General features: G+C 70.1%; 18 protein-coding genes. 12 read left to right on the plus strand and 6 right to left on the minus strand.

Annotation, left to right across the window (positions count from 1 at the left end; translation table 11 throughout):
• Positions 1-100 precede the first annotated feature (100 nt).
• The 4 genes from ABS78_RS21435 (at position 101) to rpmB (ending at position 2,814) form a co-directional block, all read left to right on the plus strand.
• Positions 101-1,321 (plus strand): CoA transferase, encoded by a 1,221-nt coding sequence (locus ABS78_RS21435; RefSeq protein ID WP_293384380.1) that lies wholly within the window; start codon positions 101-103, stop codon positions 1,319-1,321.
• A gap of 192 nt (positions 1,322-1,513) precedes the next feature.
• Complete coding sequence (locus tag ABS78_RS21440) at positions 1,514-1,870, plus strand: metalloregulator ArsR/SmtB family transcription factor (RefSeq protein ID WP_293384383.1); 357 nt, start codon at positions 1,514-1,516, stop codon at positions 1,868-1,870.
• Positions 1,867-2,334, plus strand: a complete 468-nt coding sequence (locus ABS78_RS21445; RefSeq protein ID WP_293384386.1) for an SRPBCC domain-containing protein — start codon at positions 1,867-1,869, stop codon at positions 2,332-2,334. The genes ABS78_RS21440 and ABS78_RS21445 overlap by 4 nt, the downstream gene beginning before the upstream one ends.
• A gap of 186 nt (positions 2,335-2,520) precedes the next feature.
• Positions 2,521-2,814, plus strand: a complete 294-nt coding sequence (rpmB, locus tag ABS78_RS21450; protein ID WP_293384389.1) for a 50S ribosomal protein L28 — start codon at positions 2,521-2,523, stop codon at positions 2,812-2,814.
• Positions 2,815-2,866: 52 nt separating this feature from the next.
• Here the strand turns inward: rpmB and ABS78_RS21455 are convergent, their stop codons facing one another.
• Positions 2,867-3,871, minus strand: coding sequence for an esterase-like activity of phytase family protein (locus ABS78_RS21455; RefSeq protein ID WP_293384392.1), 1,005 nt, complete (start codon positions 3,869-3,871; stop codon positions 2,867-2,869).
• Positions 3,868-5,820 (minus strand): cobaltochelatase subunit CobT, encoded by a 1,953-nt coding sequence (gene cobT / locus ABS78_RS21460; protein ID WP_293384395.1) that lies wholly within the window; start codon positions 5,818-5,820, stop codon positions 3,868-3,870. The genes ABS78_RS21455 and cobT overlap by 4 nt, the downstream gene beginning before the upstream one ends.
• A gap of 119 nt (positions 5,821-5,939) precedes the next feature.
• Here cobT and ABS78_RS21465 point away from each other — a divergent pair, with 119 nt between their 5' ends.
• The 3 genes from ABS78_RS21465 (at position 5,940) to ABS78_RS21475 (ending at position 9,652) form a co-directional block, all read left to right on the plus strand.
• On the plus strand, positions 5,940-6,119 hold the full coding sequence (locus ABS78_RS21465; RefSeq protein WP_293384398.1) for a DUF1328 domain-containing protein: 180 nt from the start codon (positions 5,940-5,942) through the stop codon (positions 6,117-6,119).
• 149 nt (positions 6,120-6,268) lie between these two features.
• Positions 6,269-8,422, plus strand: a complete 2,154-nt coding sequence (locus ABS78_RS21470) for a TonB-dependent siderophore receptor (RefSeq protein WP_293384401.1) — start codon at positions 6,269-6,271, stop codon at positions 8,420-8,422.
• 6 nt (positions 8,423-8,428) lie between these two features.
• Positions 8,429-9,652 carry a PepSY-associated TM helix domain-containing protein gene (locus ABS78_RS21475; RefSeq protein ID WP_293384404.1) on the plus strand — a complete coding sequence of 408 codons (1,224 nt, stop codon included), beginning with the start codon at positions 8,429-8,431 and terminating at the stop codon, positions 9,650-9,652.
• Between the two features lie 20 nt (positions 9,653-9,672).
• Here ABS78_RS21475 and ABS78_RS21480 read toward each other — a convergent pair whose 3' ends face one another.
• The gene (locus tag ABS78_RS21480; protein ID WP_293384407.1) at positions 9,673-10,893 is read right to left on the minus strand and encodes a DUF3089 domain-containing protein; all 1,221 of its coding nucleotides are present in this window, start codon (positions 10,891-10,893) and stop codon (positions 9,673-9,675) included.
• Between the two features lie 167 nt (positions 10,894-11,060).
• Between ABS78_RS21480 and ABS78_RS21485 the strand changes: the two genes are divergently transcribed.
• A complete protein-coding gene (locus ABS78_RS21485; RefSeq protein ID WP_293384410.1) occupies positions 11,061-13,601 on the plus strand; it encodes a membrane-bound PQQ-dependent dehydrogenase, glucose/quinate/shikimate family in 2,541 nt (846 codons plus the stop codon).
• 84 nt (positions 13,602-13,685) lie between these two features.
• The gene (locus tag ABS78_RS21490; RefSeq protein WP_293384413.1) at positions 13,686-14,033 is read left to right on the plus strand and encodes a DUF6152 family protein; all 348 of its coding nucleotides are present in this window, start codon (positions 13,686-13,688) and stop codon (positions 14,031-14,033) included.
• Positions 14,034-14,037: 4 nt separating this feature from the next.
• Here the strand turns inward: ABS78_RS21490 and ABS78_RS21495 are convergent, their stop codons facing one another.
• Positions 14,038-15,531, minus strand: a complete 1,494-nt coding sequence (locus ABS78_RS21495; RefSeq protein WP_293384416.1) for an MFS transporter — start codon at positions 15,529-15,531, stop codon at positions 14,038-14,040.
• Between the two features lie 134 nt (positions 15,532-15,665).
• Here ABS78_RS21495 and ABS78_RS21500 point away from each other — a divergent pair, with 134 nt between their 5' ends.
• Positions 15,666-16,265, plus strand: coding sequence for a TetR/AcrR family transcriptional regulator (locus tag ABS78_RS21500; protein WP_293384419.1), 600 nt, complete (start codon positions 15,666-15,668; stop codon positions 16,263-16,265).
• A gap of 42 nt (positions 16,266-16,307) precedes the next feature.
• Here the strand turns inward: ABS78_RS21500 and ABS78_RS21505 are convergent, their stop codons facing one another.
• Together ABS78_RS21505 and ABS78_RS21510 are read right to left on the minus strand one after the other, a co-directional pair.
• Complete coding sequence (locus tag ABS78_RS21505) at positions 16,308-16,736, minus strand: hypothetical protein (RefSeq protein ID WP_293384422.1); 429 nt, start codon at positions 16,734-16,736, stop codon at positions 16,308-16,310.
• Positions 16,733-19,318 (minus strand): TonB-dependent receptor, encoded by a 2,586-nt coding sequence (locus tag ABS78_RS21510; protein ID WP_293384425.1) that lies wholly within the window; start codon positions 19,316-19,318, stop codon positions 16,733-16,735. The genes ABS78_RS21505 and ABS78_RS21510 overlap by 4 nt, the downstream gene beginning before the upstream one ends.
• Before the next feature lie 179 nt (positions 19,319-19,497).
• Here ABS78_RS21510 and ABS78_RS21515 point away from each other — a divergent pair, with 179 nt between their 5' ends.
• Together ABS78_RS21515 and ABS78_RS21520 are read left to right on the plus strand one after the other, a co-directional pair.
• Positions 19,498-20,388, plus strand: coding sequence for a phytanoyl-CoA dioxygenase family protein (locus tag ABS78_RS21515; RefSeq protein WP_293384428.1), 891 nt, complete (start codon positions 19,498-19,500; stop codon positions 20,386-20,388).
• 253 nt (positions 20,389-20,641) lie between these two features.
• The coding region (locus ABS78_RS21520) for a hypothetical protein (RefSeq protein WP_293384431.1) at positions 20,642-21,068 on the plus strand (427 nt) is incomplete at its 3' end.

Here is a 21,068-nt window from a genome sequence, read left to right on the forward strand (position 1 = left end):
GGCACGAACGCCTTGACCTCCCCCGGGGGAGCCGCCCTTCCCATCCTGTGCGAGAGGGGCGGCCCGCCGACCTTCTCGCGGCGGATCAGCGGAGCTTGAGATGTACGATCTTCTGAAGGGTCTTCGGGTGGTGGAGGGCTCGGCCTTCGTGGCGGCGCCGACCTGCGGCCTCTACCTCGCCCAGTTCGGCGCCGAGGTGATCCGCTTCGACAACATCGGCGGTGGTCCCGACTTCCGCCGCTGGCCGTTGGCCGAGAACGGTCGCAGCCTCTACTGGGAGGGGCTGAACAAGGCCAAGAAGTCGGTGGCCCTCGACCTGTCCCGGCCCGAGGGGCGCGAGATCGCCCAGCGGCTGGCCGCCGCGCCGGGCGACGACGGCGGCCTCTTCGTCACCAACTTCCCGGTGGACGGCTTCCTCTCGTACGAGACGCTGCGCAAGCTGCGCGACGACCTCGTCTGCGTGCGGGTGCTGGGCTGGGCCGACGGCTCCCAGGGTATGGACTACACCATCAATTCGGCCCTGGGCCTGCCGCTGATGACGGGGCCGGTGGGCGACGAGCGCCCGGTGAACCACGTGCTGGCCGCCTGGGACCTGCTGACGGGGGCCTACTGCGCCTTCTCGATGGTCTCGGCGCTGCTCGCGCGGATGCGTGGCCAGGGCGGGCGCGAGGTGCGCTGCTCGCTGTCCGACATCGGGGCCGCGACGATGGCCAACCTGGGCTTCACCGCCGAGACGATGCTGAGCGGCCATCAGCGCCCGCGCATGGGCAACGACGTCTTCGGCGCCTTCGGCCGCGACTTCACCACGAAGGACGGCCAGAAGCTGATGCTGCTGGCCATCACGCCCAAGCAGTGGAGCAAGGCCCTGGACGCCCTGGGCATCGGCGCCGAGGCCGCCGCCCTGGAGGCCGAGCTGGGCGTGTCGTTCGCCAAGGACGAAGGCCTGCGGTTCCATCACCGCGAGCGGCTTTATCCGCTGTTCGAGCGCGCGTTCGCGGCGAAGACGGCGGCCGAACTGACGCCGGCCTTCGACGCCGGGGGCGTCACCTGGGGCAGCTATCAGACGCTGGAAGCGGCGCTGGAGGACCCCCGGCTCTACAAGGACAACCCGCTGTTCGAGACCGTCGCCCACCCCAGCGGCCTCAGCTATCCGGCGCCTGGGGCGATGGGCGTGATCCCGCAGGACGACCGTCTGCGGGTCAGGCCCGCTCCGCGCCTGGGCCAGCACACCGACGAGGTGCTCGCCGAGGTCCTGGGCCTCTCGGGCGGCGAGATCGCGAAGCTGCACGACGCCGGCGTGGTGGCCGGCCCTGAAGCCTAGCCCCTTAACTCGAGCCTCCGCGCGAGCGGAGGCTTCGTCATAGAGTCACGGAAGGCGCAGAAGGCCACGGCAGGCGAAGCTGCGATTTCCGTGTCTTCCGTACTTTCCGTGGTTTTCCTTTCGATGCCGCCCCTTCGCGGCCTGAATCGAGATAGTTTAGGGGGTGCTTGACTATCGGGCCGCGGCAACTAGATGCTCAAGTCGATGCTAAACCTTTTGCAGATCGACGCGACGCTCCGGGCCCTGGCGGAACCCACCCGCCGGGCGATGGTGGAACGGCTGGCCCTGGGGCCGGCCAGCGTGAGCGATCTCGCCCGGCCGTTCGACATGACCCTGGCGGCCGTGGTCCAGCACCTTCAGGTCCTGGAGGAGGCCGGCGTCGTCACCAGCGAGAAGGTGGGCCGCGTGCGGACCTGCCAGCTCGCCCCCGGCGGGCTCGACGGGCTCGCCGACTGGATCACAGCCCGGCGGACCCTCGCCGAGACGCGCCTGGATCGCCTGGGCGCGGTTCTCGACGGGATGGCCGCCGCCGAGAAGGACAAGCCATGACCGCGCCCACGCTCACCCACGGCCGCTTCACGCTGGAACGCTTCTACCCGCACGCGGTCGAGCGCGTGTTCTTCGCCCATGCCGACAAGGACACCCTCTATCGCTGGCGCGTGTCGGGCGAGGGGTTCGTCGTCCACAGTCACGAACTGGACTTCCGCGAGGGCGGGCGCGAGTTTTCGGGCTTCCGCTACGGCGACGGTCCGGAAATGACGTTCGCGGCCGAGTACCACGTGATCATCCCCAACCGCCGGATCGTGAACACCTACCGGATGACGATGGGCGGCGAGCCGCTGTCGGTCTCGCTGCTGACCCTGGACTTCCTGCCCGAGGGCGGCGGCGCCCGGCTGCTGATGACCGAGCAGGGCGCCTACTTCGGCGATCCCGCCGCGGTGGCCGGCCGCGAGGAGGGCATGCGCGAACTGCTGGGCCTGCTGGGCGCCGAGCTGGACCGGACGCCGGCGTAGCGTCGCCGGACGGGGCGGTCGGGCCCAGAGTTCTGTCTGCGGGTTCTCCCTGCAAACTCTTGGCGGAGTCTGGGCCGCGTCCGGCTGCTCCGCCTTGACGCGGAGGGGCCGTTCCTCTACATCGCCCGCTCTTCGCGCGGGCCTCCGGCCTGGCGCGCACCGTCTTATTGCGAAGGTAGTCTCGCCATGTCGCGCCGTTGCGAACTCACGGGTGTCGGGCCGATGGTCGGCCACAACGTGAGCCACTCGAACATCAAGACCAAGCGCCGGTTCATGCCGAACCTGACGGCCGTGACCGTCCCGTCGGACGCGCTGGGCCAGTCGTTCACCCTGCGCATCACCAATGCGGCGCTGCGCACCCTCGACTTCAAGGGCGGCCTCGACGTCGTGCTGCTGAAGGCCCGGGACGAGGTGCTGTCGGCCAAGGCGCTGAAGATCAAGCGCCAGGTGAAGGCGAAGCTGGCCGAAGCGGCCGCGTAAGCCCGATCCGCTCGCCGGATTTCGAAGAGGCCGCCCACCCGGGCGGCCTTTTTCATGGCGCCTTCGGGATCGGCGTCCAGTCGAAGGCCATCAGCAGCGTCCTCTGCACGGTCGAGAAATTGTCGTCCGACAGGATGTAGACCCGCACCGAGCCATCGGCGCGCGGGCGCACCGCCACGCCTTCGAAATTGTCCACCGTCGAGGGCCTGCGGATGTCGTGGCGGTCGATGGGCCGGCCCTCGCGGTCCGCGATCAGCACCGTGATGGTGTTGCCGACCGCCGGGCTGTAGTCGCGCAGCAGGAACACCCAGCGCCCGCCCGGAAGGCCGCGCGCCGCCACCAGGCTGCGCGGATAGTCGCCCGCGATCCGGATGTGCGGGACGCACGCGGCCGACAGGCGGCAGATCCAGGTCTCGCGCGTGTCCTCCCGGCCCGCCAGATAGGCGTCGGGGCCGTGTTCCGGCGCCACGGCCAGGGCCTCCATCCCGTCGTTGGCCGGGAAGGGGGCGTCGGGCGAGGGGACGGCGCGGGGCGGGCCGCCCGCGGCCGGATACAGCCATATGCGGTGGTTGCGCTCGAAGCCGAGCAGCATGTCCCCGTTGGGGAAGACGGCCAGGGCCTCGATGTCGGAATCGGCCTTGGCGCCGCTGAGCGGCCGGCCGTCGACGCCCAGAACCGGCTTCAGGGTCACGTCCGACAGGCCGGTCAGCCGTCCGGCCGAGTCCAGGACCAGCCGGCCGCGGACGATGTCGCCCTCGTCGGTGATGGCGACGAACCGGTCGTCGTCGAAGACCTCCAGGTCCGACAGGCCGTGGAAGCGCGAGGTGTCCGCCGACGACAGCTCGACGCCGCCGGCGTAGGCGAACCGGCTGCGTCCCCCCGAAGCTCCCGCCGGCGCTCCGCCCGGATGCTCGGCCACGGGCGTGGCGGTCACGCGGATGACGTCGCCCGCCGGCACGGGGGCGGCGGGCAGCTCGGCCCGCTGGGGCGCGCAGGCGGCGACGGCCAGCGCCGCGCTCATCCCGCACCAGTTGAGCAGGGCGCGACGGCCGGTCATGCGCTGACCTTCCGGACCTCCTTGAAGGTCGACCGCTTCATGACGCCCCCGGCCGGACCCTCGGTGTTGGGCGGCGGCGCGAGAAGGCCCGCGGTTCGCCGCGTCACCTTGCGCACCTCCTCGTCGAACAGGTCGGCGAGCTGCTCGACCATGGCGCCGGCGAGCTGCTCCACGTCGACGATGGTCACGGCGTTCTTGTAGTAGCGGGTCACGTCGTGGCCGATGCCGATGGCGATGAGCTGGACCGGGCTCTTGCCCTCGATCTCGCCGATCACCTCGCGCAGGTGCCGCTCCAGATAGTGGCCCGAATTCACCGACAGGGTCGAATCGTCCACCGGCGCGCCGTCCGAGATCACCAGCAGGATTCGCCGCTGCTCGGGCCGTCCGATCAGCCGCTGGTGCGCCCAGATCAGCGCCTCGCCGTCGATGTTCTCCTTGAGCAGGCCCTCGCGCATCATCAGGCCCAGGTTCTTGCGCGCGCGCCGCCACGGCGCGTCGGCCGCCTTGTAGATGATGTGGCGCAGGTCGTTCAGCCGGCCGGGCTGGGCGGGCTTGCCGGCCTTCAGCCAGTCCTCGCGCGAGCTGCCGCCCTTCCAGGCGCGGGTGGTGAAGCCCAGGATCTCGGTCTTCACGCCGCACCGTTCCAGCGTGCGCGCCAGGATGTCGGCGCAAACGGCGGCCACCATGATCGGCCGCCCGCGCATCGAGCCGGAATTGTCGATCAGGATCGTGACCACCGTGTCGCGGAACTCGGTGTCGTCCTCTTCCTTGAACGACAGCGGCGCCGTGGGATCGATGATGACCCGCGTCAGCCGGGCCACGTCGAGAATCCCTTCCTCCAGGTCGAACGACCACGTGCGGTTCTGCTGCGCCAGCAGCTTGCGCTGGAGCCGGTTGGCCAGGCGGGAGACCACGTTCGACACGCTGGCGAGCTGCTGGTCGAGATATGCGCGCAGCCGCGACAGCTCCTCGGGGTCGCACAGCTCCTCGGCCGCCACCACCTCGTCGTGGGCGGTGGTGAAGACCTTGTAGGTGACGGCGCGGTTGTCGCCGGACGGGTCGGGGCGCGTGGGCTGCTCGCCGTCGCCCATCTCGGGCGGCTCGTCGCTGTCGTCGGCGTCGGGGTCCATCTCGGACTCGACCATCTGGCTGTCGGTCTCGTCCGACTCCTGCGTGGTGGTCTCGTCGTCGTCCATCGCCGTCTGCTGCGGCGACTGGCTCTCGCCCTCGCCCTCGTCGCCGTCGTCCTGGGCGTCGGGATCGCCCTCGTCCTCGCCCTCGGCGTCCTCGTCGGCCTGTTCGGGGGCGTCCGAGAGGTCGTCGCCCATCTCCAGGTCGCGGATGATGGTGCGGGCGATCCGGGCGAAGGCCTTCTGGTCGTGCAGCGACGCCTCCAGCCGGTCCAGGTCGGCGCCGGCCTTGGCCTCGACGTCGCCGCGGAACATGTCCACCAGCGCCCGCGCGCTGGGCGGCGGCGGCTCGCCGGTCAGGCGTTCGCGCACCATGAGCGAGACGATGTCGGCCATGGGCGGGGCGGCCAGGGCCTCGGCCTCGTTGAACACGCGCCGCTGCCAGGCGTGGTTCATCACCGCCTTCAGGTTCTCGCGCACGCCGCCCATGGCCGTGGCGCCCACGGCCTCGATCCGCACCTGCTCCAGCGCGTCGTAGATCGGCTGGCCGGCCCCGGAATGAGGCCGGGTGCGCGAGTGTGCGGCCGGGTCGTGGTGTGCGATGCGCAGCGCCATCTGGTCGGCCAGGCCGCGGATGCGGGCGGCGTCGTCCGACGTCAGGTCGCGGGGCGGGTGGGGGAGGACGGCGCGGTTGCCCGAAAGCTGCGGCCCCTCGCCCGAATAGACGATCTCCAGGTCAGGGGTCTCGGCGAGCGATCGCGCCGCGTGCGCCAGCGCGCGCTTGAAGGGCTCGAGGGGGCTTTCGGGGGTCTTGGCCATGTCCGTCGGTCATAGAGCAGGGGCGCCGCGGCGGGAAACAAGGAATCGTGTCCCGCGGAACGGTCAAGCCTGATCGGCGTTCTCCTGGCGACCTCATCTGCAGCCTTGAAGGAGACGCTATGCTGAAGTGGGCCCTCATCTTCGCCATCGTCGCGCTGGTCGCCGGCGCCTTGGGCTTCGGCGGTGTCGCCGGTGTCGCCGCCGGTATCGCCAAGATCCTGTTCTTCATCGCCGTCATCGGCTTCCTCATCTTCCTGGCCCTCGGCGTCTTCGCCGGGCGCAAGCTGACCGGACGCTGAGAAGGGGGGCGGGCGGCGCAAAGCCGTCCGCCCTTCCGTGGCGCAGAAATTCTGACAATGAAACGCAACCGCAAAATGGTTGCGTATGAGAACTATTCGCAATAACACCCCGGCCATCGCGGCGGATCGCGAGGATCAGGGGGATTGCGATGCGGACTGTCTGGCTGGCCGGCGCCTCGGCGGTGGGCCTTCTCTGTGGCGCCGCCGGAGGAACGCCGGCCCGGGCCGACGTCACCGACGCCGAGAGCGCGAGAGGTTCGACCACCGTGGACGAGCTGGTGGTCACCAGCCGCGCCCAGCGCCTCTACCGCGCCGAAATCACCACCGTGGGCAAGATCGACGCCGATCCGCTGGACATCCCCCAGGCGGTGCAGATCCTGAACTCCCAGCTCATCGAGGATCAGGGCGCGCGCGACGTCACCGACCTCTACCGGAACATCTCGGGCCTGAGTTTCTTCTCGTACGCCGGCGTCACCTTCCGGGGTTTCCGTCAGGACGGCTCGGGCACGTACTACGACGGTCTGCGCGGCGACCCGTTCATCGCATTCTCGGTGCCCCAGCTCTTCAACATCGAGCGGGTGGAGGTTCTGAAAGGGCCGGCCGGCATGCTGTATGGCCCCGCGTCGCCCGGCGGCACCATCAACTACGTGACCAAGACGCCCGGCGAGACCTTCGGCGGCCAGGTGCGGTTGACGGCGGGCAACTACGATCGTCTGGGCGCGGCCGTGGAGGTGACGGGACCTCTGGTCGATCGTCTCAGCGGACGGGTCGGCCTGTTCTACGAGGAGCGCGACAGCTTCCGGAAGAACGCCCGCAGCGAGAACTTCATCGGCGACGCCGGCCTGACGTTCCGCGCCGGCGAGGACCTGGCGCTGACCGTGGCCTACACCGCATACGACCAGGATCTGCCGGGCAACCGGTTGCGGGGCGTGCAGGTGGATCGGGCCGGGAACTTCCTGACCAGCATCACCTGGAACCACAACGAGCCGAGCGACTATCTGAAGTCGAGCGCCGAGGTCTATCGGGCCAAGCTGGTCTGGGACCCCGACGGTCCCATGCGGGGCGACTTCCAGGTTCGTCACTTCGACGCCAAGGAGGCCCAGGAGTACCACGAGCAGCGTGATCTGCTGGACACCGACGGCAACGGCGTTCCCGACACCATCACGCGGGAATTCCGGGATCAGCGCCGGGCCAGCGACGGCCTGGCCTTCGGCGGGAACTTCGCGACCGACGTCGCGACCGGCGCCGTCAACCACCGGATTCTGCTGGGCGGCGACTGGTACGAGGAGAACAGCGAGTCGCTCGGCCGGACCGCCGTCGATCCCACGCGCGGGGGGCCGGTTCCAAACCTGTCGATCCTCAACCCCGTCTACGGCCGGACCAGCGGCGCGAACTACAATCTGGCCGCCCGGGCGTATACGCGGTCGGCCTCGGCCAGCCGGCGGGCCGGTGTCTACATCCAGGACCAGATGATGATCGCGGAGCGGTTCATCCTGGTCGGGGGCGTGCGCTACGACAGCTTCAACGACCGCAACCGGGTCAATGGCGTCCGCTACAAGGACGACGACCTGACGTGGCGCGCCGGGGCGGTCTTCAAGCCGCGGCCCGATGTCTCGGTCTATGCGAGCTGGTCCAACACCTTCGAACCGCAGGGCGCGGCCAGCCAGGACGCGGTGGTGGGCGGCCCCTTCGCGCCCGTCACCGGCGAACAGCTCGAAGGCGGGGTCAAGACCGCGCTGTTCGGCGGCCGCCTCCAGACCGGCGCCGCCATCTACCGGATCGTGCGCGAGAACATCCTCCAGACCGACACGACGCGTCCGCCGGTCAACGGCCGCGACCAGCTCGCCCCCATCGGCGAAGTGACGTCCAAGGGCTTCGAGTTCGATCTCGCGGCCGACATCACGCCCGCCTGGGTGCTGACGCTGAACTACGGCTACAACGACACCAGGGTCACCGGGACGGTCCCTGGCCAGGCGATCACCAACGCCGTCGGCGACCGCTTCGTGAACGCACCGAAGCACAAGCTGGGCTTCTGGACCCGCTATCAGGTGGAGTCGATCCGCACGGCCTTCGCGTTCGGCGGCGAATATGTCTCGGAGCGTGTCGGGTTCGACGGCCAGCGGGTGAAGCCCTACACGGTCTTCGACGCCTCGATCATCAAGACCTTGGATTTCGCCGAGGTGATGCTGCGCGTGGACAACATCTTCGACGAGACCTACGCGGCCTCGGGCTTCAGCCTGCGCAACGGCTCGTTCCCCGGCGAACCGCGGACGTGGTTCGTCGAGGTCCGCCGGAAGTTCTAGGGCCGCATGGGCGCCTTGACCGCCGACGCGCCCGCCAAGGCCCCGCCTCGCGTCAAGGCGCGGTCGCTGTGGTGGGTGGTGCATAGCTGGGCCGGCCTGAAGCTTTCGATCTTCATGACCTTCGTCCTGGCGACGGGGACGCTGGCGGTCTTCGCCCATGAGCTGGACTGGATGGCGACGCCGGCGATGCGCGTCGCGCCCCAGTCGGCCGAGAAGGCCAGCCTGGGCGACATCGCCGCGGCCGCCCGGGCCGAGGTTCCCGGCGGCCGGCTCCAGTCCGTCTACATGCCTACCGATCCCTGGTTCGCCGCCGAGGTCTGGGTGGACGCGGGGGGCAAGCGGATCGAGCGGGTCTATGTGAACCCCTGGACCGCGGAGGTCACGGGCACGGGTGGCTGGGCCAACATCCACCGCGTCCTGCGTCAGACCCATCGCCACCTGATGCTGCCGGTGAAGTACGGCGTGCCGATCGTCTGCTCGATGTCGTTCCTGCTGCTGGCCTCGCTGGTCACCGGGCTGGTCACCTACAAGAAGTTCTGGCGCGGCTTTCTGCGCAATCCGCACTGGCGCGGCGGCGCGCGGCGTCTGAGCGGCGACCTGCACCGCCTGGGCGGCCTCTGGAGCCTCTGGTTCCTGGTTCTGATGATCCTGACCGGCCTCTGGTATCTGGTCGAGGTGCTGGGCGGTCAGGCGCCGCCGCATCCGCAGCCGCCGAAGATCGAGGCGCCGCTGCCGGCCCCTGCCGGGCCAGAGCTGGACGCCCTGGTCGCCCGCGCCCAGGCGGCCTATCCGACGCTACGGATCAACGAGGTGCGCTTTCCGGCGGCCAACGGCGCGCGGGGTCTGGTCGTATCGGGCCAGGCCGATGCGCTGCTGGTCCGCGACCGTTCGAACGCGGTCTGGCTCGATCCCGACTCCGGGGCCGTGCGGATGGTGTCGCGCGGCGAGGACCTGGGCGTCCACCAGCGCATCTCGGAGATGGCCGACCCGCTGCACTTCGGCACGTTCGGCGGCCTGGTCACGAAGGTGATCTGGTTCGTGTTCGGCGTGTTCCTGACCGGACTCTCGATCACCGGCGTCATGATCTACAGCCTGCGGCTGAAGGGGGCGTACGCCGAGGGGCGAGGGCCGTGGGCGCGGGCCTTCCGCGGGATGGGGGTGTGGATCTATCCCGCGATCGCCCTGATTCTGCTCAGCCTCGCCCTGACTCCGGCGGGGCTGGCGGGCTGAACCGCGCCCGCGCCGGCCTTCTACTTCTTCGCCAGATAGGCCTTGGACTGCTGGCCCACGATGTCGACCAGGTCGCCCATGGCGATGTTGGCGTCGATCAGGTGCAGCCCCCAGTCCGTCGCCACCACGCCGCCGGGGCCGACGACGTCGCCGTTGATGTCGTCGGTCCGCGGATCGGCCGGGTCGGCGGCGATGTGGACCTCCAGGTAGTTGAACCCGTCCTTCGAGACGCACTGGCCCGAGATCAGGCCCGGGACCGCGACGAACGGCGTGGCGGGGTTGGCCTTGCCCTTCACCCATTCCGGCGCCGCCGCGGCGGAACTGGCGATGTTCATGCCGTTGGCGAGATAGGCCTTGAGGTCGCCCTTGCCGCCGCCCAGCGCCGCGGGGTTGGTGCAGGCGGCCTCCATCCCGGGCTGCGCCACCTTGCCGAACCGGCTCTGCGGCGGCGGCGGGACGGTGTCGCGGAACGTCACGTAGCTGATGGCGCAGCCGGTCTGGCCGGCCGACCGGCACAGGGGGATCGTCTTGAACGCGCCCGTGTCCTTGCCCGCCTCGACCGGCAGGTTGGACCCCAGGATCAGGGTCGAGACGAGCTGCTTCTGAACGGGCTTGCCCTCGACCTCGGCCGGGATCATCCGGGTGAGGATGCCCGAGCCCTGGCTGTGGCCGATCAGCACCACGCCGCGCCCCTTGTTCTCGGTCTTGAGGTAGTGGTTCCAGGCGTCGACCACGTCGTTGTAGCCCACCTGCCGCATGGCGGGGTCGGCCGAGCCGGGGAGGGGCGCGCCCATCACCAACGCCTGCAACGCCGTGAGCGTGAACTGGCGGTAGAGGGGGGCGAAGATCCGGCACTTCGAGCCGAAGCGGGCGAGCTGCTGCTTCACCACGTTCAGCTCCTCGGGGCCGGCCTGCATGTCCGACACGACGCCCTTGTCGTTCGAGACGGTCGGATAGACGTAGAAGCAGTCGATCGGCGCCTTGGGGTCGGCCTTGAACGTTTCGACGCGGGTCGAGCCGTCGGCGTTCACCACCGTCGTGGTCAGGTCGATGGCGCAGGCGTCGCCGGCCTTGCCGGGCCAGCAGAGCCAGGACTCGGCGCGCGCATAGTCGTTCGGCGCGGGCGCCTGGATAGCCTGAGTTTGGCCTTGGGCATGGGCCGTCGCGCCGAGCCCCGCCCAGATCATCCCTGCCGCGAGTCCCCCCGCGAGCCCCGCCGCGAGCTTCGGCCTGCCCGTCATCGCGCCTTCTCCCCGTTTTGCGGTCTTCAGGAAACCCGCGTTCTGTTTTCGAAACTTGCGTACGCTTATCGCGCTTTACCCACCCGCGGTCCAGCACCCTTCATGCGGCCGCCGATTCCTCATAAGGTCGGCGGCGGCGCTTGGCGGAGCGCCCTCGGGGGACGGCGATGGTGAGCGACAGGGCGGCGGGCTGGGCGGCCCGCATCTGGGCGTGGATCGGGGGCGGGCTCGTGACGCTCGTCGGCCTGCCCCTGCTGTTGGGCGGTGGCTATCTCGTCTTCCGGGGCGGTTCGCCCTACTACCTGCTGGCCGGCGCCGCGGTGACGGCCACGGGGGTCATGGCGGTCCGCCGCCATCCCGCCGCGGGCCTGGTCTATGCCGCGACCCTGGCGGCCACCCTCGGCTGGGCGCTGTGGGAGGCCGGCTTCGCCTTCTGGCCGCTGCTGCCGCGCCTGTTCGCCCCGGCGGTCCTGGGCCTGTTCCTGCTGCTGGTGATCCCGACGGCGCCCCGGGGGGCGCGGCGCAACCAGTCGGGTGCGGCGGTGGCGCTGACGTCGCTGGTCCTGCTCGGCGTCCAGGCGGCGGCCCTTCCGGCCACCTTCTCCTGGGGCCAGGCGGCCTCGCCGGCCGTGGTGCGGCCCCAGCCACCGGGGAGCGAGACGCCGGGAAGCGGGACGCCGGCTGACGAGCGGGCGGGCGACTGGCGCGCCTATGGGCGCGACCCCGGGGGATCGCGATATTCCCCGGTGGACCAGATCAATCGCGAGAACGTCGACGAGCTGAAGGTCGCCTGGACCTTCCGCACCGCCCTTCCGGCCCACGCCGGCGATCAGGACCAGAACACGCCTCAGATGGCGGGCGGCGCCGTCTACGTCTGCACGCCCCGCAACGTCGTCATCGCGCTCGACCCCGACACCGGCCGCGAGAAGTGGCGCCACGATCCGAAGGTCCAGTCCCACTTCTGGCACCGCTGCCGGGGCGTGGGCTACTGGGACGGGACCGAGCCCGCCCCGACGTCCGCCTCGACGCCCGTCACGGCGAGCGGCGCTCCTACCCGGGCCCCCGCCCGCGCGCCCGCGGCCAACGCCCCCGCGGCCAAGGCCCCGACGAACCGGGTTCCGGCGACGAACGCCGCTCCGACTCCCGTCGCGGGCCAGCAGGTCGCGGCCGCGCCCGCCCCGCCGGCCTGCGTACGCCGCATCCTGTCGTCCACGATCAACGCCCAGCTCATCGCGCTGGACGCCGACACGGGCCGGCGCTGCCCCGGCTTCGGCCAGGGCGGGGTGGTCGATCTCCGCACCGGCATGGGCGCGTTCCAGCCGCCCTTCTACTTCCAGACCTCGATGCCGATGGTAGCCGGAAACCTCGTGATCGTCGGCGGCTGGGTGCTCGACAACCAGGCTGTGGGCGAGCCCTCCGGCGTGGTGCGCGCCTACGACGTGGTCACCGGCGAACTGGCCTGGGCCTGGGACCTCGGCGACCCGGCGATCGACAAGCTGCCGCCCGAGGGCCAGACCTACACCCGCGGCACGCCCAACATGTGGTCGACGCCTGCCTACGACCCGGCGCTGGGGCTCGTCTACCTGCCGATCGGCAACGCGACGCCCGACTACTGGGGCTCGCATCGCACGGCGGTGTCCGAACGCTATTCGTCCTCGGTCGTGGCGCTGGACGTGCGCACCGGCAAGGAGCGCTGGCGCTTCCAGACCGTCCACCACGACGTCTGGGACTACGACGTGCCCGCCCAGCCGATGCTGGTCGACTTCCCGGTCGGCGAGGGCAGCGCGCCGGCCCTCGTCCAGCTCACCAAGCGGGGCCAGATCTTCGTGCTCGACCGGCGGACCGGGACGCCCCTGACCCGGGTGGTGGAATCGCCCGTGCCGCAGGGCGCCATGCCCGGGGAGTGGCTGTCGCCGACCCAGCCCTATTCGGCCGAGATGCCGGCGGTGGGCGTGGACGCCGTCACCGAGAAGCGCATGTGGGGCGCCACGCCGCTGGACCAGCTCGCCTGTCGCATCCGCTTCCGCAGCGTGCGCTACGACGGCGACTTCACGCCTCCGGGCGGCCCCGAGCGGCCGTCGCTCCAGTTCCCCGGCAACGCGGGCGGCATGAACTGGGGCTCGGGCGCCTTCGACCCGCGTCGCGGCCTGCTCATCGTCTCCGACGTGCGCATGCCCCAGACCGTGAGTCTGGAGCGCACCGGCGAGGCCCGGCTTTCCCCCGCACGCGTCGCCGGCCGGCCGCCGCAGAGCGCCCGGGCCATCGCCTACGCGTCGAAGAACGAATGGCTGCTCAGCCCGCTGTTCGCGCCCTGCCTGGAGCCGCCGCACGGGATGATCAGCGCCATCGACGTCCACACGCGCGAGATCGTCTGGCAGGTTCCCGCCGGCACGGCCGAGGCCCAGGCCCCGCTGGGCCTGCGGTCGGGCCTGCCCATTCCCATCGGGACCCTGGGTATCGGCGGACCCATCACCACGGCGGGCGGGGTGACCTTCCGCGCTGCGACCACCGACCCCTACCTGTGGGCCTACGACAACGCCACCGGCGCGGTCCTGTGGAAGGGCGCCCTGCCGGTCTCGGCCGCGGGCACGCCGTCCACCTACGTCTCGCCGAAGACCGGAAAGCAGTACGTGGTGGTCAGCGCCGGCGGCGGCGGCAATCCCCTGGCGCCCAAGGGCGACTACGTCGTGGCCTTCGCGCTGCCGTAGGCGATCCAGAGGGCGGGTTCCGCGAACCGCCCGGACGGCATAGGCTCGGCCTGGGGCGCCAACTGGGGGTTATGGAGACCGCGCATGATCCGAACCGTCATCCTGGCCGCCGGCCTGGCGCTGGCCCCGGCCGCCGTCCTGGCTCACCACGGCTGGAGCTCCTACGACGCCGACAAGGTGGTGAAGGTCACCGCCCCGCTCACCGACGTCGCCTGGGGCAATCCCCACGCCACGGCGAAGGTCAGCTACCAGGGCCGCACCTGGGACGTCGTCCTGGCGCCCATCGCCCGGATGACCGCCCGCGGCCTGACCCAGGACATGGTCGGCCCCGGCAAGCCCGTGACGCTGGAGGGCTATCCCCGCAGCGACGGGACGGCCGAGATGCGCATCGAGCGCGTCACCGCCCAGGGCAAGGTGGTCGAGCTTCGGTAGGCCGCTAGGGCGGCGGCCGGGTGGGCGCCTGGGCCGTATCCCGCCGTCGCAGCTCGGCGACGATCGCGGCGTGCCGGGCGCGGCCCATATTGTACGGGATCATGATCGCCAGGCCCAGGAACAGGACCGACAGCATCACCGGGCCGTAGACCACGCCCAGTCGGGTCAGGGCGTCGAGCGGAACCGCGCCCGGGGCGGTGTTGGCCGGGAAGCGGATCAGGTCGATCACCACGCCGGCGACCGCGCCGCCCAGCCCCAGAGAGACCTTTCGGCAGAAGGCGTTGGCGCCGAAGAACAGGCCCTCGGCGCGGCCGCCGTGCGTCAGGTCGTATTCGTCGGCCACGTCCGCCAGCATGGCCGACGACAGCACGACGGGAATGCAGCCGATCAGGCCGGCCATGAAGCTGCATCCGATCAACAGGGGCAGCACGCCCGCCTCGCCGTTCTCGGGCGCCAGGCCGGCCAGCCGCAGCAACGTCGGCGCCGAGCCCATGACGCACGAGCCGGCGATCCCGGCCATGTAGGCGGCCTTCTTGTCGAGGCGGCCGGCGGCGGGCCGCGCCAGCGGGATGCCGATGATATAGCCGGCCATGCTGGCGTAGAACACGAGCTGCACCGACTGCGGGGGCAGCTCCCAGAAGTAGGTGTTCATGTGCAGGGCCAGGGCGAACTGCACGCCGTTGTAGAGGTACATGACCAGCAGGGCGAAGAAGAGCGCCCGGAACGAGGGCGAGCCCACCGCCAGGCGCAGCTTGCGGACCAGCCCGTCGTGTGAAGGGGGCGCCGCGCCGGCGTCTTCCTTCTGGAGCGCCAGGGCGGCGCGCTGGGTGCCCAGGGCCGAGACGATCACGAAGAAGACGACCAGCGCGCCCGTGGCCAGGGCGAAGGGCGGATAGGCGGCCGGGTCGAGCTGCCCGTTCTCGAAGCCGGGCCGGTCGGCGAAGAACACCGAGAACGCCAGCCCCAGGGCGATGATCCGGCCCACGTAGCCGAACAGCACGCGATAGCCGCCCACCGAGACGCGCTCGGCGAAGTCGCGGCTGAGTTCGGCGCCCAGGGCCATGTGCGGCACGAAGTACAGAGTCATGGCGAAGCGCGCGGCGATGGTCAGGGCCGTCAGCCAGGCGAACAGCCCCCACTGGCCGAACTCGGGCGGCTGGAACAGGAACCACAGCGCGATCGCCAGGGGCACGGGCGCCGCATAGAGGAAGGGATGCCGGCGGCCCAGGCGGCTGCGCAGCCGGTCCGACCACGCCCCCACGAACGGGTCCGAGACGCCGTCGAACAGCAGCGCGACGAACAGGGCCAGCCCCGTCAGCGCGCCCGAGAGCCCCACCACCTGCACGTAGTAGAAGAACAGGAAGGTCTCGAGCGCCGCGGTCTTGAGACCCTCGCCGGCCTCGCCCAGGCCGTAGAAGACCCGTGTGCGGACCGACAGGCCCCCGGCGGCGGGCGTTCCCGGCGCGGCGGCGTCTTGGACAGCGGTCCCGTGGGTCATTCGGCCTCCCCCTTTACGACAGGCGTCTAACGCGCCTTCTAGACATTCGGTGACAATCGCCACTGAGTGACACGAGGCGGAGTTGCGTCCGCGGTGTCAAGATGGTTGTTCTTCTACGGGGGCTGAGGTTGGGAATGGACGAGGTAGGACTCCGGGCGCGCAAGATGGCGCGGACCCGCGATCAGATCGCCGAGGCGGCGATCCATCTTTTCGTGGAGCAGGGCTACGACGCCACGACGCTGGAGGAGGTGGCCGACCGGGCCGACGTCCACAAGCGCACGCTGCTGCGCTACTTCCCCAGCAAGGCGCATCTCGTGCTGCATGGACAGTATGCGGCGATCGAAGAGTTCCGCGAGGCGGTCGCCGGGCGGGGGGCGACGCCGGTCATCGATCTGTGGACCGCCCATGTGATCCGGCACGCCCGCGACATGGCGCGGCGGGGGGCGCTGGCGAACCTGCGCAAGATCGCCCGGTCCGAACCGGCGCTGGAGGCTGCCTACCTGTCGATCCAGTCCACCTACCAGACGCTGCTCGGCAAGGGCCTTCGCGAGGATCTCGGCGACGACCCCCAGGCCGCGGTGATCGCCGCGGTGGCGGCCGCGGGACTGGTCGGCGGCAACTATTCGGTGAGCGCGGGCATCTTCGCGCGGGAAGCCTACGACGAACTCGAGGCGCCGCTGCTGGAGGTGATCCGGCTGGTGCGCGAGAAGCTGCTGGGGAGCCGGTTCGGCTGACGCCCGGAGGGGCGGGGGCGAGGACCCCTCCGCCCCGGCCCGTCAGGCCGTGACCCGTGCGATGATGTCGTGGAAGTCGCCGACCCGCGGGTCGCGCTTCGACCGGTCGCCGATCACCTGCATCTTGCCGGCGTCGCGCAGGGCCTGGGCCATGGCCGCCAGTTCCGCCTGGCGCGCGGGTTCGCCCCGCGTGTCGTAGCGGCCCAGCGGGACCACGGCCTCGTAGTCGATGACGATCTTCACGTCGACGTCGTCCCGTTCGCCCTCGCCGAACGTCACCTCGCCGTCGCGCACGATGCAGTGCCAGGCCAGGGGCGACCCGTCGGGCGACAGGTCCGCCGGCGGGTCGGTGAACACCTCGCAGAGCGACCAGGAGATATCCGGCGCTTCCGTCTGGAAGCGCCGGACCCGTTCGGTCACCAGTCCGTGCATGAAGGCCATCCAGCCCGGGCTCGCGAACGCGTACGTCATTGGCCGAACGCGTAGCGCAGCATGACGCCGTAGGTGCGCGGCTCGCCGTAGATGCGCACCGCCGTGCCCAGCGAGTGGAGCTGGGGGATCGACGTCAGGGCGTAGTTGGCGTCGGTCAGGTTGTTGATGAACACCGCGCCGCTCACCCGGCTGCCGCGGATGTTCTTCCAGTCGGCCCGCACGTTGATCCGCTCGAACGCGCCCTGCGAGAGCGCGTCGCGCACCTGTTCGCCGTACTGCTCGATGTTCCGCGCCGCCGCGTCGGTGAAGTAGCGGCGGGACTGGGCGTAGAGCGTGCCCTGGATCGAGATGTCCCCCAGGTCCGGGTCGACCGGGACATTGTACTTAACCGTGAAGCTGCCCTGGTGCTTGGAGATGTTGGGGAACGGATTGTCGGACAGGTCGATGAGGCAGATTGCGGCGGTCAGCGGCGGCTGGCACCGCGCGTTGCCCGGCCGGATCAGCGCCAGCGGGTCGGCGCCCTGCCAGTCGGTGAACGCGGCGTCGGCGTACGAGTAGTTGGCCGACAGGTCCCAGTTGCCGAACACGATCTGGCCCTGGAGTTCCGCGCCCTTGATGACCGCGGCCGAGGCGTTGACGATGTAGGTCGTCGTCACCCCGTTCACCGAGGCGTTGAAGGTGCGCTGGATGTCCGAATACTCGGTGCGGTAGAGGGCCGCGTTCAGGCGTCCCCGCAGTCCGCCCGAGCGGAAGTCGAACTTCGAGCCCAGTTCGTAGTCGCGCACCGTTTCCGGCGCGTAGTTCGGCGTGTAGTTCGGCAGACCGGCCGCATCCAGAACCAGGTTGATGCCGCCGGGCCGGTAGCCCTTCCGCGTGGCCACATAGAGCAGCAGGTCGTCGTTGACCTGGGCGTCCAGGGTCAGGGTCGAGTTCCAGCCGTCGCTCTTGGTGAAGCTCCGGTTCCGGGCTCCGGGCACATAGGCGCCGGTCTGGAGGTTGGTGCTCACCGACCGCGAGAAGATCTCGGACTTGTCCCACGACTTGCGCAGGCCGCCGGTGGCGTGGAGGCCCTGGATGAAGGGCGCCAGGAAGCCGATGTCCACCGTCGCCTGGCCGTAGAGCGCCCGCTGGGTGGTCATGCCGCCATCGGGGAACGGGAACGACGGATTGTAGCCCAGCGTCGCCAGGGTGACGCCCGAATAGACCCGCGACAGGTTGCGGATGCCCTCCAGGTTCCGGATCGCCGGCGTCCGCTGGTAGAAGCCGCCCATGCTCCACGAGACCAGGTCGTCGCCGATCACGCCGCGGAGCTGGGTCTCGTTGGTGTAGACCTTCTGGTACGGCCCGGCCTCGAAGACCGCGCGATTGCCCTGCTGCTGCGCCGAGACGCTGAAGGCGTAGGACGAGGTCTGCGACACCGACACCGACGACTGGATCAGCCCGCCCAGACCGTCCACGTCCCATCCGGTCGCGCCCTTGGCGGCCTGGAAGCCGAAGATGTTGCGCAGGGTCAGGGTGGTGAAGCCGACCTCGCCGAAGTCGTATTCCGACTGGTTGACGAAGGTCCACTTGCGCAGGGTTTCGTGCAGGTCGAGGTTCGGGTCGCCGGGCACGTAACGTGCGGCGTCCTTGCCCCCGGCCTGGAGGCGCGCGAACTCGGCTTCCATCGCCGGACGGAAGGTGGCCGCGGTGCGCAGGCGCTGGTCGATACAGGTGTTGAGGTTCGGGGCGAGGCCCGCCGTGACGGCCGCGTTGCAGGCCGCGCCGAAGACCGCGGTCCCCGTGGCCAGCCCGTTCGGGGCGTCGATATTGGCGGGAAGGTTGTAGAGCGCCAGCGAGGTGTTGATCGCCGTCAGCGAGGTGGCGCCGGCGGCCTGGTCCACGTCGTAGTAGTCGAGCACCGCATAGTTGCGGAACCGGCCGTTCCCCGGCCGCCAGTCGACGCTGAAGCGGAATTCCTGGCTGTTGTTCTCGTTCAGGCGCTGCGACGAGCCCAGCACCTTGGTGTAGCCGTCCAGGTGGTCGCGGTGCACCGCCAGACGCACGGCCAGCTGGTCGTCCACGATCGGCACGTTGATGACGCCGGTGATGCGGCTGAGGCCCAGATTGCCCTGGTTCACCTCGAACGAGCCGCTGAACTCGTTGAATCGCGGGCGGTTGGGCGTGACCAGCACGGCGCCGGCGGTGTTGGCGCGGCCGAACAGCGTGCCCTGCGGCCCGTTCAGCACCTGCACCGAGCCCACGTCGTACAGCGGCGCGGCGCTTTCCGTCGGGCCCCCGGGCACTTCGGCGTAGTAGACCTGGGTGCCGCCGGCCAGGCCGCGGATGCTGAAGCCGCCCGACAGGCGGCCGAACTGGGTGGTCATCTGGATCGACGGGGCGGCGAACATCACGTCCGTCGTGGTGACGATCCCGCGCTCCTTGATGGCCGACTCGCCCAGCGCCGTGACGGCCACGGGCACGTTCTGGATGTTCTCTTCGACCCGGCGGGCCGTGACGACCACCTCGTCCACGTCCGTGGATGCGGTCTGCGCGAAGGCTGTCGTTCCGAACGCCGCTGCGGCCGCTCCGCCGAGCAGACCCGCGATGTAAGCGCGCTTACGCGCGTGCTGAACCAGCATTCCCCCTGTACCTCCCTGTTTGTTATTGGCGCCTGGACGCTTATGTCACTCAGTAGCAAAAGCGCATCGGACGCACTTGTCAATCGGCTCCGGGTTGCGGGGCTATTTTGTCACCAAGTGACACTTGACACCAAATGACATGTGGCGTTTTCATAGATCAAAATCAGGGAGGAAACCGAATGGAAATCGGCAACTGGTCTGCGACGCCGGACCTGAACGACATCTACCGCGAGATCCGCGAGCAGGGGCTTGAGAGCAATCTGGCCGAGCTGGAAGCCTATGGCTTCACGGTGGTGGAGAACGCGCTGACGCCCGAGCAGACGGCCTACTTCCGCGACCGGATCATCGAGATTTCCGAGGCGCGCATCGGCCGCAAGCTCGACATCGACAACGAGACCGAGCACGCCGAGACCGCGTTCATTCCGTACCTGCTCTACAAGGACAAGCGGTTCAAGGAATCGGTCGTCAATCCGAAGACCCTGCCGCTGGTCAGCTATCTGCTGGGCCAGCACTGCATCCTCTCCAGCCTGGGCTGCCACCTGAAGGGGCCGGGCGGAAAGGGCCTGCTGCTGCACAGCGACACCAGCAACGGGATTCCCGACCCGTTCTCGCCCTACAGCCACGTGGCCAACTGCAACTATGCGCTGACCGACTACACCGAGGCGGACGGGGCGCTGGCCATGGTGCCCGGCAGCCACCGTCATTTCCGCCAGCCCACCAAGTGGGAGAAGTGGCTCGACGGCAACGAGCGCTACGAGCACGTCATCCCGATCGAGGTGCCGGCCGGTTCGGCCATCATCTGGCACGGCAACACCTGGCACGGCTCGTTCCCGCGCAAGACGCCGGGCCTGCGGATCAATCTCTCGAACTACTTCTGCCGCGAATACATCGCGCCGCAGGAGGACTATCGGAACACCGTGCCGGCCGACTTCCTGGATCCGGTGGAGGACCAGCGCCTGGCCCGCCTCCTGGGCTCGGAGCTGGCCTACGGCTGGACCGACGACGGTCCGCTGAAGCACTTCGCGCGCCGCAAGGAGCGCGAGGGCAGCGTTCCCAGCTGGCAGTACTGATCGCCGCGTAGCGACCGGACGCACGGCTTCCCCCGAGGTCGTCCAGTCCCGGCGGAACCACGGTCGTCTCTCGCGGGCCCAGACCTCCCCGGACCCCGCGAGCCCGGGCCTTCAGGCCGACGTCGCCGTGCGTTCCGCCCACGCGCGGCGCGCGTGGGTCCGGCTGGGAGGTCCGGAACGGGGAAAGGGAAAGCGCCACCTTCCCACCATCCTACGTCCGCTTCTGACGTAGCCGGGTGGTTGGATGTCCCTCATGTCCGAGGGACCCGACATCGACACTCTGGCTCTGGCCACGCTGGACCGGCTGGCCGCGCTGGACCTCTCCGCCGCGGAGAAGGCCCACGGCGCCCTCATGGCCGCAGAGCCGAAGGACATCCCCGAACTCTCCAGGGCCTACCGCGGCCTCGCCCGCTCCCTCCGCCAGACCCTGGCGCTGAAGGACCGCCTGAGACGCCAGCGCGCGGAACGGGCTTCATCCCGTCCCGATCCCGACCGTCTGGCCCGCGCCGGCCGCTTCGACATCCTGGCCGAAGCCGTCCGCGAGGCCGCCGACGACGCCGGCTGCGATCCCGCCGAGCGCGACGACCTGGCCGAACGCTTCCACGCCGAAGCCTGGGACTGGACCGAACGACCCGACTTCCTCACCGAGGACCTGGACGCCCTCATCCACCGCGCCCGCA

The sequence above is a fragment of the Phenylobacterium sp. SCN 70-31 genome, assembly GCF_001724605.1.
Taxonomy (GTDB): Bacteria; Pseudomonadota; Alphaproteobacteria; order Caulobacterales; family Caulobacteraceae; genus Phenylobacterium.

What these genes read in the sequence shown, in the direction of transcription:
- ABS78_RS21435 (WP_293384380.1), top strand. Translation starts at nt 101, where the DNA reads ATGTACGATCTTCTGAAGGGTCTTCGGGTGGTGGAGGGCTCGGCCTTC.
- ABS78_RS21440 (WP_293384383.1), top strand. Translation starts at nt 1,514, where the DNA reads ATGCTCAAGTCGATGCTAAACCTTTTGCAGATCGACGCGACGCTCCGG.
- ABS78_RS21445 (WP_293384386.1), top strand. Translation starts at nt 1,867, where the DNA reads ATGACCGCGCCCACGCTCACCCACGGCCGCTTCACGCTGGAACGCTTC.
- rpmB (WP_293384389.1), top strand. Translation starts at nt 2,521, where the DNA reads ATGTCGCGCCGTTGCGAACTCACGGGTGTCGGGCCGATGGTCGGCCAC.
- ABS78_RS21455 (WP_293384392.1), bottom strand. Translation starts at nt 3,871, where the DNA reads ATGACCGGCCGTCGCGCCCTGCTCAACTGGTGCGGGATGAGCGCGGCG.
- cobT (WP_293384395.1), bottom strand. Translation starts at nt 5,820, where the DNA reads ATGGCCAAGACCCCCGAAAGCCCCCTCGAGCCCTTCAAGCGCGCGCTG.
- ABS78_RS21465 (WP_293384398.1), top strand. Translation starts at nt 5,940, where the DNA reads ATGCTGAAGTGGGCCCTCATCTTCGCCATCGTCGCGCTGGTCGCCGGC.
- ABS78_RS21470 (WP_293384401.1), top strand. Translation starts at nt 6,269, where the DNA reads ATGCGGACTGTCTGGCTGGCCGGCGCCTCGGCGGTGGGCCTTCTCTGT.
- ABS78_RS21475 (WP_293384404.1), top strand. Translation starts at nt 8,429, where the DNA reads ATGGGCGCCTTGACCGCCGACGCGCCCGCCAAGGCCCCGCCTCGCGTC.
- ABS78_RS21480 (WP_293384407.1), bottom strand. Translation starts at nt 10,893, where the DNA reads ATGACGGGCAGGCCGAAGCTCGCGGCGGGGCTCGCGGGGGGACTCGCG.
- ABS78_RS21485 (WP_293384410.1), top strand. Translation starts at nt 11,061, where the DNA reads ATGGTGAGCGACAGGGCGGCGGGCTGGGCGGCCCGCATCTGGGCGTGG.
- ABS78_RS21490 (WP_293384413.1), top strand. Translation starts at nt 13,686, where the DNA reads ATGATCCGAACCGTCATCCTGGCCGCCGGCCTGGCGCTGGCCCCGGCC.
- ABS78_RS21495 (WP_293384416.1), bottom strand. Translation starts at nt 15,531, where the DNA reads ATGACCCACGGGACCGCTGTCCAAGACGCCGCCGCGCCGGGAACGCCC.
- ABS78_RS21500 (WP_293384419.1), top strand. Translation starts at nt 15,666, where the DNA reads ATGGACGAGGTAGGACTCCGGGCGCGCAAGATGGCGCGGACCCGCGAT.
- ABS78_RS21505 (WP_293384422.1), bottom strand. Translation starts at nt 16,736, where the DNA reads ATGACGTACGCGTTCGCGAGCCCGGGCTGGATGGCCTTCATGCACGGA.
- ABS78_RS21510 (WP_293384425.1), bottom strand. Translation starts at nt 19,318, where the DNA reads ATGCTGGTTCAGCACGCGCGTAAGCGCGCTTACATCGCGGGTCTGCTC.
- ABS78_RS21515 (WP_293384428.1), top strand. Translation starts at nt 19,498, where the DNA reads ATGGAAATCGGCAACTGGTCTGCGACGCCGGACCTGAACGACATCTAC.